Source organism: Pseudomonas sp. FP2294 (assembly GCF_030687625.1).
In the GTDB taxonomy this organism is placed as follows: Bacteria; Pseudomonadota; Gammaproteobacteria; order Pseudomonadales; family Pseudomonadaceae; genus Aquipseudomonas; species Aquipseudomonas shahriarae.
On the sequence record NZ_CP117441.1, the window covers coordinates 3,217,998 to 3,232,006 of the forward strand.

Sequence of the window (14,009 nt, forward strand, 5' to 3'; positions counted from 1 at the left end):
GGCATGGCGCAGGTCCGCACTGACCTGCTGGACCTGAGTGCCGTGCAACTGGCGTGGTTGATTCGCGGCAAGCAGATATCGCCGGTGGAACTGATCGAGCAATGCATTGCGCGCCTGGAGCAGGTCCAGCCACTGTGCAATGCGATGGCGGTCGACCTGTTCGAGGCTGCCCGCGACGCTGCCCGCCGGGCCGAAGAGGATGTGCTCAAGGGGCGGCCACTGGGACGCTTGCACGGCGTGCCCTTCTCCATGAAGGAAGGCCTGGGCCTTGCGGGGGCCCCCAAGACCTGCGGCTCACGCCTGCGCAGCAATACCCGCGCCCGCAGCACCGCCACGGTGGCCACGCGGCTGCTGGCGGCCGGCGCCATCCCCCTGGCTCTGGGCAATCAGGCAGAGATGGCGTTGTGGCCCGAAACGGACAACCTGGTGTATGGCCGCACACTCAACCCCTACGACACCTCACGCACCGCCGGTGGCAGCAGCGGCGGTGACTCAGTGATGGTCGCCAGCGGATGCGTGCCCTTTGCCCTGGGCACCGACGGCGGCGGCTCGATCCGCATCCCGGCGGCGTTCAATGGGATCTTTGGTTTGAAGCCGTCACGGGGGCTGGTGCCGCTGAGTGGGCACCTGCCGCTGGATGACCAGCGGTGGTCATTGTCGGCGTCCCAAGCCGTTGCCGGCCACTTTGCAGCGGGCCCCCTGTGCCGGTACGCAGAGGACCTGGGCGTAGTGCTGGAGGTCATCGCCGGCAGCGACGGCATCGACCGCAATATCCACTCCGGCTACCAGCAACCGCCCCAGGCGACACCGCTCAAGCGCGTATTCATCTGCCTGCCGGCCCCTGTCAAATGGGGCACGCCACTCTCGCCCGCCGTGACTGCTGCGGTGATCGAGACCGGCCAGCGTTATGCGGACCAAGGTGTGGAGGTGCAAGCCTGGAGTGAAAGCTGTTTAACCAACGCGTTTTTTATCTGGCTGGCCGTACTCAAGTGCGAGACCCATATTCACCTGGCCGACTACCTCGGGGATGGGCAGCCACTGAATTATCCACGGGCGTTGTATGCAGCCCTGGCTGGCAGGCCGCAGTTCTCCCGGGGGCCACTGCTTGCCAGCTTGATGGACAGCTGCGGCGATCAGCTGGGCAACCCGGGGCTCGCGCGGTTCCTGAAGCAGCGCGATCACTTGCAGCAGGCCCTGGCCGGGTTGTTCGACGGCCAGAGCATTCTGGTGTTGCCGGCCACCCCGAGCGTGGCGCCGGCCCATGGCAGTGCCCTGAAGCGCCCGTTCGATATCGGCTATTGCGCGCTGTTCAATGTCCTCGGTTTTCCGGCCCTTTGCGTGCCTATGGGGCGCCTCGACCAGGGCTGCCCGGTGGCCGTGCAACTGGTGGCCGGGCTGGGCCAGGACGCGTTGTTACTGGAAGCCGCGCGCTTTCTGGAAATGGAATTCGGCGGCTGGCGCAAGCCCCCGCTCTGACACCTCAAGTACTAGGACCTCCCCATGCAAACCAACACCAGCGCTATCACGCTACAAGCCCCTGCGCCTGCGGGCGGGCAATCGGCCGTGGGCTCCCAGGCCGAGCATTTGACCCTGTTGTTCCTGATCCAACTGATCGTGATTTTCAGCGCCAGCCGCCTGATCTCCTGGCTCAGCACCCGCTGCCTGGGGCAAACCCCGGTGGCCGGGGAGATTCTCGCCGGGCTGGTCCTGGGCCCGAGCCTGCTGGGGTATTTTTTCCCGGAACTGCTCAGCAGTATCTTTGTGCCGCAAACCTCCACCGCCTTTGTCGCCACGGCCCAGGTCGGCCTGATTCTGTTGATGTTCCAGGTGGGCCTGGAATTTGAATTCGGCGCCCACCTCAAGGGGCGTAAACGCTCGATCATGGCGATCAGCCTGGGTGGACTGCTGGTGCCATTTGCCAGTGGCTTCCTGGTGGCCGAGTATTTCTGGCAACAGATCGTCGGCGACAAGCCGCCACTGCTGGCCTTCCAACTGTTTTTTGCCACGGCGTTGTCGATCACCGCCTTGCCGATCCTTGGGCGGATCTTCATGGAACTGGGGCTGTCCCGCTCCCGCGTGGCCACCCTGACGATTGGCGCGGCGGCCATCGATGATGTGTGCGGCTGGCTGATCCTCGGTGGGGTAACGTCGATCATCGCGTCCAATTTCAGTGTGTGGGCCTCCCTGGGCAGGATCCTCGCGCTGGCGGTGTTTATCGTGTTGGTGCTGTGGGTGGTGCGGCCCTTGGTGCTGCGCTGGATCATCGGCGACCTGGAGCGCAAGCCGCTGTCGGCCCAGGGTATTTCCCTGATGCTGATCGTGCTGTTTGGCAGTGCAGTGATTACCAACCTGATCGGCGTATTTTCGATCATTGGCGGTTTTATCATCGGCGTCGCCCTGCACACCCACCGGCCCTTTGTCACACAGTGGAATGCCAAGGTCAGTGGTCTGGTCAATGCGTTTTTCCTGCCGGTGTTCTTTGCCTACACCGGCCTGCGCACCGACATCGGCTCGCTCAACGGCGACACGGCGCTGCTCAATTGCTTTCTGGTGTGCCTGGTGGCGTTCGCCAGCAAATTCTTCGGGGCTTACGGCGCCAGCCGCTGGCTGGGCGAGACACCGCGCAACAGCGCGCTGATCGGCGTGTGCATGAACACCCGGGCGCTGATGGAACTGGTGGTGCTCAACGTGGGCTATGACCTGGGCGTGCTGCCCAAGGAGTACTTCACCATGCTGGTGATCATGGCCATCATCAGTACCTTTATCGCCTCGCCCCTGATCCGCCTGCTGACGAGTGAAGAGCGACGTATACCGGTGGGCCAACCTGCGGTGAAATAAGAGACCTGACACCCGGCGTCATCGTCGACGGTTTTCGCCGGTAAGCCGGCTCCTACAGGGTCAGATGAGCCCCGGCTTTTTGTAGGAGCTGGCTTGCCAGCGAAAAACGCAAACTGGCTGCGTTTCTGCAGGTTGCCCGCATTATCGTTGACGATTTTCGCCGGCAAGCCGGCTCCTGCAGGAGGTGGGGGCTGGGGCTTACTTGCCCTCGGTCAACGCGTTGTAGCTGGTGAACAGGTTGCGATAGTCCGGGATGTGGTTGGAGAACAAGGTCCCCAGGCCTTCGATATCGTTGCGCCAGTCGCGGTGCAGCTCGCAGGCCAGGCCAAACCAGGTCATCAGTTGCGCGCCGTTGGCGGTCATGCGGGCCCAGGCCGATTGCTGGGTCAGTTCGTTGAAAGTGCCGGAGGCATCGGTCACCACAAACACGTCATAGCCTTCGGCCAGGGCCGACAGCGCCGGGAACGCCACGCACACCTCGGTCACCACGCCAGCGATGATCAGTTGCTTCTTGCCGGTAGCCTTGATGGCCTTGACGAAGTCTTCGTTGTCCCAGGCGTTGATCTGGCCAGGGCGGGCAATGTACGGCGCGTCCGGGAACAGCGCCTTGAGCTCGGGCACCAGCGGGCCGTTGGGGCCGGTTTCGAAACTGGTGGTGAGGATGGTCGGCAGCTTGAAGTACTTGGCCAGGTCAGCCAGGGCCAGTACGTTGTTCTTGAACTTGTCGGGCTCGATATCGCGGACCAGTGACAGCAAGCCAGCCTGATGGTCAACCAGCAGGACAGCTGCGTTGTCTTTGTCCAGGCGAACGTAGGGTTTAGACATCATGATGCTCCTGGTAAAAAGGTGTTTCCCGAAATGGGCCGCACCGGAAAGAGTCAACGGTGTTTATGGCGCTGGGAGTCTAGCTCGTCGTCACTGAACCACTTTCACTGACAAAACCCGCCTATTGACCGTCCTCGCGTGCCCCGCTGATGGTTGTAGGAAAAAACCAGGGTCCCACTTTAGTCATCACACTAGGTGCTCGGTAGTGGTTGAATTAAACTTCACCATCTCAAAAATGGAACGATACCCATGTTCGACCTGAATGAGCTCTTCCTCTACGCCAAGGTGGTTGAGCATGGTGGTTTCGCAGCGGCCGGTCGGGCGCTGAACATGCCCAAGTCGACCTTGAGCCGCCGGGTCAGCCAGCTGGAAGCGCGGCTGGGGGCACGCCTGATACAACGCTCCACCCGTCAGTTCCAGGTCACTGATATTGGCCAGGCCTACTACCGCCACTGCGTGGCAATGACCGCCGAGGCAGAGTCCGCCGAGGAGCTGATCGCCTTCAACAAAGCCGAGCCGCGCGGAGTGATTCGCCTGAGTTGCACCACCGCGCTGCTCAATTACTGGGTAGCGCCGATGCTGGGCCAGTTCATGGCGCAGTGCCCCAGCGTTGAACTCAATGTGAAGAGTTTCAACCGCAAGGTCGATGTGATCAGCGAGGGCTATGACATTGCGCTGAACCTGTGCTTCCCGCCCCTGGAAAGCAGCGACCTGGTGATGAAACTGCTCGCCAGGAGCCCCCAGGTGTTGGTAGCGAGCCCGGCGTTTTTGCAGGCGCATCCACTGCCCCTACTCCCTGCGGATTTATCCGGGCTGCCGACCATCAACTGGGGCAGCCCGCTGTTGCAATACACCTGGGGGCTGACCGGGCCAGAAGGCATGAGGGCTGAGATCTGCCACACCCCACGGCTGGTCAGTGACGACATGCCGACCCTGAAAAGCGCGGTACTGCTGGGCGTGGGCATCGCCAACCTGCCGCTGGCCGTGGTCAAGGATGAGATAGACGACGGCCGCCTGGTCAGCCTGCTCCCCGACTGGCAACCCACCGAAGGTGTGATCAGCGCTGTCTTCCCTTCAAGGCGCGGGCTGTTACCGTCGGTGCGCACCTTGATCGACTTTCTGGCGCAGGCGTTTGAAAAACACCAGCAAAGCCAGGCCGCGAGAACGTCAAACTTCGATGAGTCCAGCTAGAGCCACGAAGAGCTTGGCCGCTGTTTTTCTCCCGGGCGAGGCACAACGAAACGTCCACTATCGCGCCACACAAATCCGCACCGTGGTGCCATCAGGCACTGCCATTACCCTGCCAGTATTTACGCAGCGTCTTTTTGAGCTAGCCTTGCCCTGCCGCTCCTTCTTACACAGTGAACTCATGGAAACGCTCACCAAAACAGAGATCGAAAGTGCTCTTTCCAGTCGCCTACCCAACTGTGTCGTCACCTGCCTGATCAACCCGGACGGCAGCCTGTCAGTGACTGTTTTAGCGCAAGATGCCAATCAATTCACCATCGCGAGCATCAATCGTGCCCAGTATCACGCCGAGTCGGGAATCAATAGGCTTGTCCGGGAGATCCTCGAGGAAATGGTGGTATCCCGGCAATCATCCCACCTGCCGCCGGTGGGGTAATCGCCTTGGCGAGAATGCCCGGATAGTGACCGATCCCCGGCTCGGAGGTGGCGGTACACACCCCCAATTCGCCGGTGAATTGGGGGTGCGCCGAGGCCTTGAAAGTCGCGGCGGATCAGTGACCTGCGCCGCTTCGTTCAGCACCAGGGGCGCGTCAGAGAATCGGCTTGCCGCCGGTCACGCCATAACGTTCACCGGAGATGTAACTGCCCTCGTCCGACGCCAGCAGTACGTAAATCGGCGCCACCTCGACCGGTTGGCCGGGCCGACCGAGGGGCGTATTGGCACCGAAATGCTTCACCGCCTCCTGCGACATAGTCGATACGATCAAGGGCGTCCAGATTGGCCCCGGTGCAACGCTGTTGACGCGGATACCGCGCTTACCCAGCAACTGCGCCAGCCCGGCGGTGAAGTTCGCAATGGCGCCTTTGGTGGCCGCGTAAGGTAACAGCGTCGGGTTGGGGGTGTCGGAGTTGACCGAGCTGGTGTTGATGATGGAACTGCCCTCGGCCATGTGGGGCAACGCGGCCTTGCAGATGCGAAACATCGCTGTCACGTTGACATCGAATGTCATTACCCATTCTTCATCGCTGATTTCTTCAAGGGTCTCGTGGGACATCTGGAACGCAGCATTGTTGACCAGAATGTCGATGCGCCCGAACGTCTCCACCGTGTCATTCACGATGGCCGCACACTGCGCCAGGTTCCTCAGATCTCCCGGCAGCAGCAGGCATTGGCGCCCGGCCGCTTCGACCCAGCGTGCAGTCTCTTTTGCGTCCTCGTGTTCGTCCAGGTATGACACCGCTACGTCAGCGCCTTCCCGGGCAAAAGCGATGGCCACGGCGCGCCCGATGCCGCTGTCAGCCCCGGTGATCAAGGCGATTTTGTTGGCAAGCCGGCCTGAGCCTTTATAGGTTTGTTCACCGCAATCGGGCTGGGGATCCATTCGGCGTTGATCACCCGGCACAGGTTGCTGTTGAGGTGCGAAAGGGGGTTTTGGATAGTTGATCATCAGTGTTCCTCCTGGGTTTTCCTCTTCTTGCGAGGACACCCCGGGGGCGTTAGTTCAGATCAAATTGCGAAATCCGGATTAGCGTCAGGGCGGCCGGTGTCTACCCGTCATATCCGGCATCGCCCCACTGCTGATCAGTACCAATGGGTCGTCATCGACCAGCAGTCTCTCGAAACGCCGTTGAGAAAGGCTGTCGTCTGCGGCCGACTCAAGTCCGGCCGATACAGGCGCCTCGGACCGGCACACGGGGCACGCAGACGGTCATGGGGCAGGATCGAGGGCAGTGGGTGTAGATCTCGCCCCCCACGCTGAGGCAGGATGCAGTTTTACAGTGCGGGTGAGTTATGGCGGTCCCTCAAGACAAACAAGAGTTGCTCGATGCCATTAATGCAACCTATGAAAAATTACTCAGTGTCATCCGGCGGGTACCCATGCCCCGGGTCAACGAATGCAGCCTGGAGGGGCATGCCAAGGGGACGCAGATGAGCGTCGCCAATCTGGTCGCCTACCTGGTGGGCTGGAATGAATTGGTGCTCAAGTGGCTGGACGCGGACGCCGCCGGCACCGTCATCGACTTCCCGGAAACCGGCTTCAAGTGGAACCAGTTGGGCCAGCTTGCACAGAAGTTCTACCGCGACTACCAAGGCATCCCTTTTGAGCAATTGCTCGAGCGGCTCGACAGCGCAAAGCAGCGGATCGTGTCCAGCATCCAGAGCCGCGAGAATGCCGAGCTGTATGAATGCCCGTGGTACGAGCACTGGACGATGGGGCGGATGATCCAGTTCAACACCGCCTCCCCCTATGACAATGCACGTGGGCGCTTGCGCAAATGGCTTAAGGCAGAAGGCCCCAATCCTCAGCCTGCATAGGGACGGTTTCGCACCATGCCTCCAACACCGCTTCCCAGGCCATGATCGCAAAGGCCGGGTTTATCCCCAGCGGGAGCATCGAGCACCTTGACGAACACGACCCTGAACGGTTGTTCGTCAAATTTACTCGCTGACCGTATGAGGCGCTTCAGTCGCGATCAGCCTCCGCCTGGTTGAGAAAAATCAGCCCCCCGAGCAGCGCCATATAGAACTTGAATGCCGCTTCCTGGCCGTTCCACTGATGGGATTGCCACATCAGGAACCACTCACCGCCAATCACCATGAAGCCGAAAAACCACACCAGCAGGCCCGCAGTAAAACCGACAATGGCCACCTGTTTGGCGGCATCGAACTGCCGGCCAGTGCCTAGCCTGGCCCGCCACATTGCCAGCGCCCCACGGGCCAGCAATACGGCAGTCAAGGCTTCGCCGGCGATGATCAGCCCATAGGCGCCATGCCACAGCCAGGGTGTGGTGATTGCCCGGTACATGGCCGTATTACCCGGAAAGGTGGTGTCCATGCTCAACACATGCTGGACGAAGGCAAAGTTGGAGCCGTAATCGGTAAGGTTATTGAACGCCACCAGCGCGGCGAAGGCCGCCAGCATCAGGGTCAGGACGATTTTTGCGTAGCGGGTGGTCATGTTTGCTTCCCAGGGCAATGAAAGGGCTACGCTAGCACGTCCTTTGAGTGCCTTCGAGACACACAACTGTAGGGGTTTACCTAGCGATAAAGCCTTTTTGCCGGCACGCCACCTAGGTGATGACTTGAGCCAATCGAAGCGCCACCGCGGCAGCCTGTTCGGCGCTGGCGATGTTGGTAAAACCCAGTACCAGGCCGTGCCTGGACCTGGCCTCGAGGTACCACTGCGACAGCGGCTCGACAGCGAGGCCAATGGCCCGGGCGCGCTGGGCGAGTTCCACATCATCCCCTTCACTCAGGCCCGCTATCAGGTGCATGCCTCCGGCCTGGAGGTTGATCGACAGCCGTTCGCCGAACTGTTGCTGTAGCGCATCGACCAGCCACTGGCGGCGGCGCGCGTAGAGCGTACGCATTTTTTTCAAATGCCGTGCAAAGTGCCCCTCGTAGAGGAAGGCGCTGACCGTCGCCTGGAGAAGCTGCGGGCAGTGGTTGTGCAGGCGGTCAGCCTGGCGGGCGAAGGCGTCGCTTTGCGCCTGCGGCACCACCAGATAGGCCAGGCGCAGGCCCGGAAATAACACCTTGCTAAAGGTGCCGGTATAGAGCACCCGCCCCTGCTGATCGAGGCTCTTGAGCGCAGGCAAGGGCCGGCCCTGATAGCGGTATTCGCTGTCGTAATCATCCTCGATGATCCAACTACCTTGGCGACTGGCCCAGTCCAGCAGTGCTAGCCGGCGCGGCAGGGACAGTGACACACCCAGCGGGCTCTGGTGGGTCGGCGTGACCACGGCAAAGCGTGCATCCGCACAGCGGGCGATGCCTTGCGCGACATCAAGCCCCTGCTCATCCACGGCAACCGGCACCAACTGCACGCCGGCCTCCCGGAGTGTGTTGCGCGCCATGAAGTAGCCCGGCTCTTCCAGCCAGCAGCGATCGCCGGGGCGCATCAGCGTGTGGCTGATCAGGTCCAGGCACGCGCGATAGCCCGCGCAGACGAACACCTGTTCCGGGCGGCAGGCAATCCCTCGGGCAATCCCCAGGTAGCTGGCAATGGCTGTGCGCAATGCTGCATGGCCACGCGGGTCCGGGTACACCAGACCCTCGAGGCCGGCCTGGCGCAGTTGACGACCGGCCAGCCGGGTCCAGAGCTTGCGGGGAAATGCATCCAGTGCGGGCAGCCCCATCTGCAGTGCCAACGGCAGCGCCCCGCAATGATTGGACGAGTACTGCGGCGCAGCAACCGGGGCCGGGAGTACGGGCGAGGCAACGGCAGCCAGTTGCGGCGTGACAATCGTCCCGGCGGCGCCCCGCGCAATCAGGTAACCCTCCCCTATCAACAACTGGTAAGCCGCTTCTACCGTGCCACGCGCCAGGTTCAACTGCGCCGCCAACGCGCGTACGGCAGGCACGCGATCCCCCGGGCGCAGGCGGCCATCGGCAATGGATTCGCGAAATCGCTGGTAAAGCTGGCGATACATCGGCGCGCTCTGGCTACGGTCCAGCGTAAAGGGAGGAATCATGGCCTAGTCATTTATGCATTTTTCGGCCCTGTAGCTTAAGTCATCGGGGCTTTAAGGTCAGCTACCTCTCTACAGCGGAAGACCGACATGGCTTATACCCTTGGGCATCTAGAGGACCAGCAGGCCTTCGCGGCCAGCTTCAACCTGATGCGCGTACTGCGACCCCATGTCGCCAACCCGGCCAACTATGTCGCGCAACTGCTGCGCCAGGTCGGGCAAGGCTACCGCCTACTGGCTGCATGGGAAGCTGGGCAGGTGGTGGGCCTGGCCGGTTACCGCGAGTTGGAGAACCTGCTCTACGGGCGCTTCATTTACGTCGATGACCTGGTGGTACACCCCGACCTGCAGCGCGGTGGCCTCGGCGCACGGCTGCTGGACGCCGTGCGCGAAGAAGCCGTGCAGCGCGGTTGCGCGCATTTTGTGCTGGACACCGGGCTGCATATGCCGCTGGCCCAACGTTTCTACTTTCGCCAAGGGCTGCTGGCCCACGGCATGCACTTCACCCAACGCCTTCACACAGAGAGTCCGGCATGAAGAGTGTTCTATTGATCAACGCCAGCCCCAATGGCCAGGTTTCCCATGCGAACCAGTTGGCACTGGAACTGGTGGACACCCTTCGCCAGCGCCACCCGACGCTCGAACTGGTCGAACGTGACCTGGGCACACACCCACTGCCACCGCTCGGCATGGATTACGCCCGGGGCCTGGCGACGACCACGCCGTTCGACGCGCCGGCTTTCGAGGTTTCCGAAACGCTGATCCGCGAGTTGGAAGGCTGCGATATCCTGCTGATTGCCACGCCAATGCACAATTTCACGCTGCCCGCTGCACTCAAGCTGTGGATCGACTACGTCCTGCGTATTCACCGCACATTCAGCTCAGGGCCCGAGGGCAAGACCGGTCTGCTGAGCAACCGTGCGGTGTATGTGCTGGTGGGTTCCGGTGGTTTTCATCAGGGCGCGTCGGCACGGCAACCGGACTTCCTGACACCTTACCTGCGCCAGGTACTGGGCACCCTCGGGCTGTTCGACCCGCACTTCACCTACCTCCAGGGCCTGGTATTCGGTGAGGAAGCGGTCCAAGCAGCGCTCCAGGAGAGCCGTGCCCGGCTGTCACTGGAGTCACTGTTCAACCCACTGATGGGTACCTGATCGTCACAGCAGGCCCGGCACCACCAGGGTCAGCCAGGCAACACACGGCCCGACCAGGGCAATCACTGCGCTGTAGATCAGCAGGCTGCGCAAGACTATTTCGCGCTCCTGCGGCGGTGTATTGGCAACCACCAGTGCGCCGTTGGTGGAGAACGGGCTGGTATCGACGATGGTGGTGGAAATGGCGATGGCCGCGACCACGCCGACCGCACTGATATGGCCCTGGCTCAAGAAGGGCACGGCCAGGGGAATGATCACCCCCAGCAACGCCGTGGACGACGCAAAGGACGAGATGATCGCGGCGGTAAAACACAGCAGCAACGCCACCAGCAGCGGCTCACCCAGCCCGGAGATGCCATGGGCGACATAGTCGATGGTGCCGATGGTCTGCATCACGCCGATGTAGGTGATGATCCCGGTGATCAGCAGCACCGTCGACCAACTGACCTTGTCGATGGCCGCCTTCTGCGCCGTGGGTGCGAACATGGCCAACACCACCGCGACCGTCATCGCCACCAGGCCGATATTGAACTTGAACACCAGCGCCGAGATCGCCAGGGCCAACAAGCCGATCAGTGTCGATAGCTTGGCCCCGTCCAGGCCACTGACAGCCTGTAGCGGCGCACCGGCGCCGGTCAGGTCGGTGCGGTGATAGGCCGGGGAAGCCGGCGTACCGCCATGGCCAAGAATCGCCAGGGATGCACCCGCCGCATGCAACGTGGGGCCGAACGAGACCGGTGCCAGCGACAGGCGCGCGCTGCGCAAACCGCCGAACACGACGAAGACCACCATGGCAATCCCCAGGTTGAACAGCAAGCTGGTGATGAACAACGTGAACGGCGCATAGGGCAGCCCGGACGACGCCACGATCTGATTGGTGATGCCACCGAAAATGCTCACCGGCGAAAAGCTGCCGCCCTGGGCACCATGAATCACCATCAGCCCCATCAACACCGGGTTGATGCGGTACTGCACGGCGAAGTTCAGCGCAATCGGCGCCAGGATCGCGGCTACCGCCGGGCTCAGCGCGCCGAAACCGGTCAGCAATGCCGCCACCACGAACATCACCCAGGGGATCCAGGCGACGCGTCCACGCACCATCAACACCGCCCGCTCGATCAGCCAGTCGATGGTGCCGTTGTTCTGCGCGATGCCGAACAGATAGGTGACCCCGACCAGCGTCAGGAACAGGTCACTGGGAAACCCGGCAAAGATCGTCGCCGGGGTCATTTCCAATATCACCGAACCGACGACAAAGGCCGCCGCAAAGGCCAGCGCGCCCATGTTGATGGGCAACACGCTGGCGATGCCGAAGATGACCACCAACACCAGAATCGACAGAAGCTCATTATTCATTGCAATCTGACTCCCCGCAGTCGGACGGCCCCGCAGGTACCGCCCTTGTTATTATTTTTTCGGGATGTGGCGCTACCGCACGCGTGTTCTAGCGACCGCCGAACACCGCCGGCCGGCGCTCGGCAAAGGCTGCCAGGCCTTCGCCAAAGTCGGCGCTTTCACAGGCTTGTCGGCGCAGTTCGGCAATCTGTTCCATCGCCTGCACCGGCATCGGTTGCAGGTCTTCAAGGATGCGCAGCTGTTCCTTGACCGCCGCAACCGCCAGGGGCGCCTTGCTGGCAATACCTTGCGCCAGCTCCAGCGCAGTCGCTTCCAATACATCGCTGTCGACCAGGCGGTTGACCAGGCCAAAGCGTTCCGCACGCTGCGCATCAAGCTTCTGCGCCGTGAAGAACATTTCCTTCAACACATGAATCGGCAAATTGTTGAAAAAGCGCAGCAAGCCGCTGGTGGTGTACGGCAAGCCAATATTTACCGGGGTCATGGCAAAGCTGGCGCTGGGGTCCGCGACGACCAGGTCGCAGCTCATCACCAGGTCCACCGCACCACCCCACACCGAGCCGGACACCAGGGCGATCACCACTCCGGGATAAGCACGGATGCGACGTATGACCCGTTCCAGCGGCTTGCCGTAGGCAATCGGGTCGCGGTCGTGTTGCAGCTCACGGATGTCGTGGCCGGCGCTCCATACCGATTGGCCGACTTCGCTGCCCAGGATCACCACCGGGATGCGTTGTGCCGCCAGGGTCTGCAGGCTCTCATCGAGTGACTGCAATAGTTGTGCGCTGAGTGCATTGCGTTGTGCGGGGTTGCTGAAGACCAGTCGCGCGATGCGCTCATCGACTGGGTGGACGGTCACGGTGGCAGTAGCAGCGGGATTCATTGTGCGGTTCCTGTTGATTGGGTGCAGGGGCTGTCGGCGGAGTCCTGGAACACGACCTTTGCGTCGAGCAGTGCGTTGATGGATGTGCTGTCGAAGCCGGCTTCACGCAGGATTTCGACGGTGTGTTCGCCCAGCAGTGGCGGTGGGCGGCTGGCACCGCTGGCAGTGCTGCCAAACACTGGAGTCACCACCTGGCGCAGGGCACCGAGGGTCGGATGGGTAAGTGTTTCAGTCAGTTGGCTGTGCAGCACCTGTGGGTCGGCGAACACCTCATCGAGGGTATTGATCGGGCCTGCGGGTAATCCTGCGTCGACAAACAGAGCGGTCCATTCGCGTTTGCTGCGGGTTTTCAAGCGGTCTTCGAGAATATCGCGTAATTCATCACGACGTTCGACCCGCGCTTCATTGGTGGCGAACCGTGGATCGTCCGGCAGCCCGGGCAAATCCAGCAGTATGCACAGGCGCCCCCACATGGCCGAGGTAATCGGCGCCAGATTGAGCGGGCCATCCAGGGTCTGGAACACGCCATAAGGCGCAATCACCGAATGGGCGTTGCCGGTGCGGCGCGGCACGTCCCCGAGGCTGAGGTAGCGTTGGCCATGCACACTCAACAAGCCGACCAGGCTGGCCAGCAGCGAGGTGCTGACATGCTGACCACGCCCGCTGCGCTCGCGCTCCAGCAGCGCGCCCAGCACAGCTGTCACCAGCCACATGCCCGACGTCAGGTCGCCAATAGCGGTGCCGGTGCGCGTCGGGTCGCCATCGCCGAAACCGGTCAGGCTCATCAGCCCCGAGTAGCCCTGGGCGATCTGGTCGAAGCCCGGCCAACTGCTCATCGGCCCATCGGCGCCAAAGGCGTTGATGCTGCCCAGCACCAGTCGTGGATTGCGGGCGCTGAGCACCTCATAACCGAGGCCCATGCTGTGCAGCGTGCCGGGCTTGAAGTTCTCGATGACCACATCGGCGTCATCAATCAGTTGCTGGAGGGTGGCCAGCCCCTTGGGGTTGCGCAGGTCAATGCACATGCCGCGCTTGTTGCGGTTGCACGATAGATAGTAGGTGCTCACGCCCCGGTCAAAGGGCCCCCAGGTACGGCTCATGTCGCCATCGGGGCCGGACTCGATCTTGATCACATCGGCACCCAGATCTGCCAGCACCATGGTGCAGAACGGCCCCGACAGTGCGCGACTCAGGTCGACGATTTTCACGCCTTGCAAAGCTTGCATAGGGCTCTCCAGTGAAGAACGCTTAGTGGGTTGTGGTCCGAGTCTAGGCGCCGTATCTCATAAACT

General features: G+C 62.0%; 14 protein-coding genes. 7 read left to right on the forward strand and 7 right to left on the reverse strand.

Annotation, left to right across the window (positions count from 1 at the left end):
* Positions 1–3 precede the first annotated feature (3 nt).
* Entirely contained in the window at positions 4–1,476 is a 1,473-nt protein-coding gene (locus PSH73_RS14190; protein WP_233096734.1) for an amidase, read from the forward strand.
* Positions 1,477–1,500: 24 nt separating this feature from the next.
* Complete coding sequence (locus PSH73_RS14195) at positions 1,501–2,838, forward strand: cation:proton antiporter (RefSeq protein ID WP_057440923.1); 1,338 nt, start codon at positions 1,501–1,503, stop codon at positions 2,836–2,838.
* A 198-nt stretch (positions 2,839–3,036) separates the two neighbouring features.
* On the opposite strand, the gene ycaC is transcribed toward PSH73_RS14195, so the two are convergent.
* Positions 3,037–3,663, reverse strand: coding sequence for an isochorismate family cysteine hydrolase YcaC (gene ycaC / locus PSH73_RS14200; protein WP_032861405.1), 627 nt, complete (start codon positions 3,661–3,663; stop codon positions 3,037–3,039).
* Between the two features lie 249 nt (positions 3,664–3,912).
* On the opposite strand from ycaC, the gene PSH73_RS14205 reads away from it, so the two are divergent.
* Positions 3,913–4,854 (forward strand): LysR substrate-binding domain-containing protein, encoded by a 942-nt coding sequence (locus PSH73_RS14205; protein WP_057959292.1) that lies wholly within the window; start codon positions 3,913–3,915, stop codon positions 4,852–4,854.
* Between the two features lie 178 nt (positions 4,855–5,032).
* Positions 5,033–5,287, forward strand: a complete 255-nt coding sequence (locus PSH73_RS14210) for a hypothetical protein (RefSeq protein WP_198799332.1) — start codon at positions 5,033–5,035, stop codon at positions 5,285–5,287.
* A gap of 154 nt (positions 5,288–5,441) precedes the next feature.
* On the opposite strand, the gene PSH73_RS14215 is transcribed toward PSH73_RS14210, so the two are convergent.
* Positions 5,442–6,299, reverse strand: a complete 858-nt coding sequence (locus PSH73_RS14215) for an SDR family oxidoreductase (RefSeq protein ID WP_057959291.1) — start codon at positions 6,297–6,299, stop codon at positions 5,442–5,444.
* 344 nt (positions 6,300–6,643) lie between these two features.
* Between PSH73_RS14215 and PSH73_RS14220 the strand changes: the two genes are divergently transcribed.
* Positions 6,644–7,168: a ClbS/DfsB family four-helix bundle protein gene (locus PSH73_RS14220; protein WP_198799333.1), complete on the forward strand. Its 525-nt coding sequence runs from the start codon at positions 6,644–6,646 to the stop codon at positions 7,166–7,168.
* A 148-nt stretch (positions 7,169–7,316) separates the two neighbouring features.
* Here the strand turns inward: PSH73_RS14220 and PSH73_RS14230 are convergent, their stop codons facing one another.
* Both PSH73_RS14230 and PSH73_RS14235 read right to left on the reverse strand, forming a co-directional pair.
* On the reverse strand, positions 7,317–7,811 hold the full coding sequence (locus PSH73_RS14230) for a DUF2165 family protein (protein WP_120733360.1): 495 nt from the start codon (positions 7,809–7,811) through the stop codon (positions 7,317–7,319).
* Between the two features lie 112 nt (positions 7,812–7,923).
* Complete coding sequence (locus PSH73_RS14235; RefSeq protein ID WP_198799334.1) at positions 7,924–9,327, reverse strand: PLP-dependent aminotransferase family protein; 1,404 nt, start codon at positions 9,325–9,327, stop codon at positions 7,924–7,926.
* Positions 9,328–9,414: 87 nt separating this feature from the next.
* On the opposite strand from PSH73_RS14235, the gene PSH73_RS14240 reads away from it, so the two are divergent.
* Positions 9,415–9,861, forward strand: coding sequence for a GNAT family N-acetyltransferase (locus PSH73_RS14240; RefSeq protein WP_057440916.1), 447 nt, complete (start codon positions 9,415–9,417; stop codon positions 9,859–9,861).
* The gene (locus PSH73_RS14245) at positions 9,858–10,478 is read left to right on the forward strand and encodes an FMN-dependent NADH-azoreductase (protein ID WP_198799335.1); all 621 of its coding nucleotides are present in this window, start codon (positions 9,858–9,860) and stop codon (positions 10,476–10,478) included. Before PSH73_RS14240 ends, PSH73_RS14245 begins: the two co-directional genes overlap by 4 nt.
* A gap of 3 nt (positions 10,479–10,481) precedes the next feature.
* Here the strand turns inward: PSH73_RS14245 and PSH73_RS14250 are convergent, their stop codons facing one another.
* The 3 genes from PSH73_RS14250 to PSH73_RS14260 form a co-directional block, all read right to left on the reverse strand.
* Complete coding sequence (locus PSH73_RS14250) at positions 10,482–11,834, reverse strand: SLC13 family permease (protein ID WP_305460770.1); 1,353 nt, start codon at positions 11,832–11,834, stop codon at positions 10,482–10,484.
* 88 nt (positions 11,835–11,922) lie between these two features.
* Entirely contained in the window at positions 11,923–12,717 is a 795-nt protein-coding gene (scpB, locus tag PSH73_RS14255; protein ID WP_057959285.1) for a methylmalonyl-CoA decarboxylase, read from the reverse strand.
* Complete coding sequence (locus PSH73_RS14260; RefSeq protein ID WP_198831398.1) at positions 12,714–13,943, reverse strand: CaiB/BaiF CoA-transferase family protein; 1,230 nt, start codon at positions 13,941–13,943, stop codon at positions 12,714–12,716. Before PSH73_RS14260 ends, scpB begins: the two co-directional genes overlap by 4 nt.
* Between the last annotated feature and the right edge of the window lie 66 nt (positions 13,944–14,009).

What these genes read in the sequence shown, in the direction of transcription:
- ycaC (WP_032861405.1), bottom strand. Translation starts at nt 3,663, where the DNA reads ATGTCTAAACCCTACGTTCGCCTGGACAAAGACAACGCAGCTGTCCTG.
- PSH73_RS14245 (WP_198799335.1), top strand. Translation starts at nt 9,858, where the DNA reads ATGAAGAGTGTTCTATTGATCAACGCCAGCCCCAATGGCCAGGTTTCC.
- PSH73_RS14260 (WP_198831398.1), bottom strand. Translation starts at nt 13,943, where the DNA reads ATGCAAGCTTTGCAAGGCGTGAAAATCGTCGACCTGAGTCGCGCACTG.
- PSH73_RS14215 (WP_057959291.1), bottom strand. Translation starts at nt 6,299, where the DNA reads ATGATCAACTATCCAAAACCCCCTTTCGCACCTCAACAGCAACCTGTG.
- PSH73_RS14230 (WP_120733360.1), bottom strand. Translation starts at nt 7,811, where the DNA reads ATGACCACCCGCTACGCAAAAATCGTCCTGACCCTGATGCTGGCGGCC.
- PSH73_RS14240 (WP_057440916.1), top strand. Translation starts at nt 9,415, where the DNA reads ATGGCTTATACCCTTGGGCATCTAGAGGACCAGCAGGCCTTCGCGGCC.
- PSH73_RS14195 (WP_057440923.1), top strand. Translation starts at nt 1,501, where the DNA reads ATGCAAACCAACACCAGCGCTATCACGCTACAAGCCCCTGCGCCTGCG.
- scpB (WP_057959285.1), bottom strand. Translation starts at nt 12,717, where the DNA reads ATGAATCCCGCTGCTACTGCCACCGTGACCGTCCACCCAGTCGATGAG.
- PSH73_RS14190 (WP_233096734.1), top strand. Translation starts at nt 4, where the DNA reads ATGGCGCAGGTCCGCACTGACCTGCTGGACCTGAGTGCCGTGCAACTG.
- PSH73_RS14250 (WP_305460770.1), bottom strand. Translation starts at nt 11,834, where the DNA reads ATGAATAATGAGCTTCTGTCGATTCTGGTGTTGGTGGTCATCTTCGGC.
- PSH73_RS14210 (WP_198799332.1), top strand. Translation starts at nt 5,033, where the DNA reads ATGGAAACGCTCACCAAAACAGAGATCGAAAGTGCTCTTTCCAGTCGC.
- PSH73_RS14205 (WP_057959292.1), top strand. Translation starts at nt 3,913, where the DNA reads ATGTTCGACCTGAATGAGCTCTTCCTCTACGCCAAGGTGGTTGAGCAT.
- PSH73_RS14235 (WP_198799334.1), bottom strand. Translation starts at nt 9,327, where the DNA reads ATGATTCCTCCCTTTACGCTGGACCGTAGCCAGAGCGCGCCGATGTAT.
- PSH73_RS14220 (WP_198799333.1), top strand. Translation starts at nt 6,644, where the DNA reads ATGGCGGTCCCTCAAGACAAACAAGAGTTGCTCGATGCCATTAATGCA.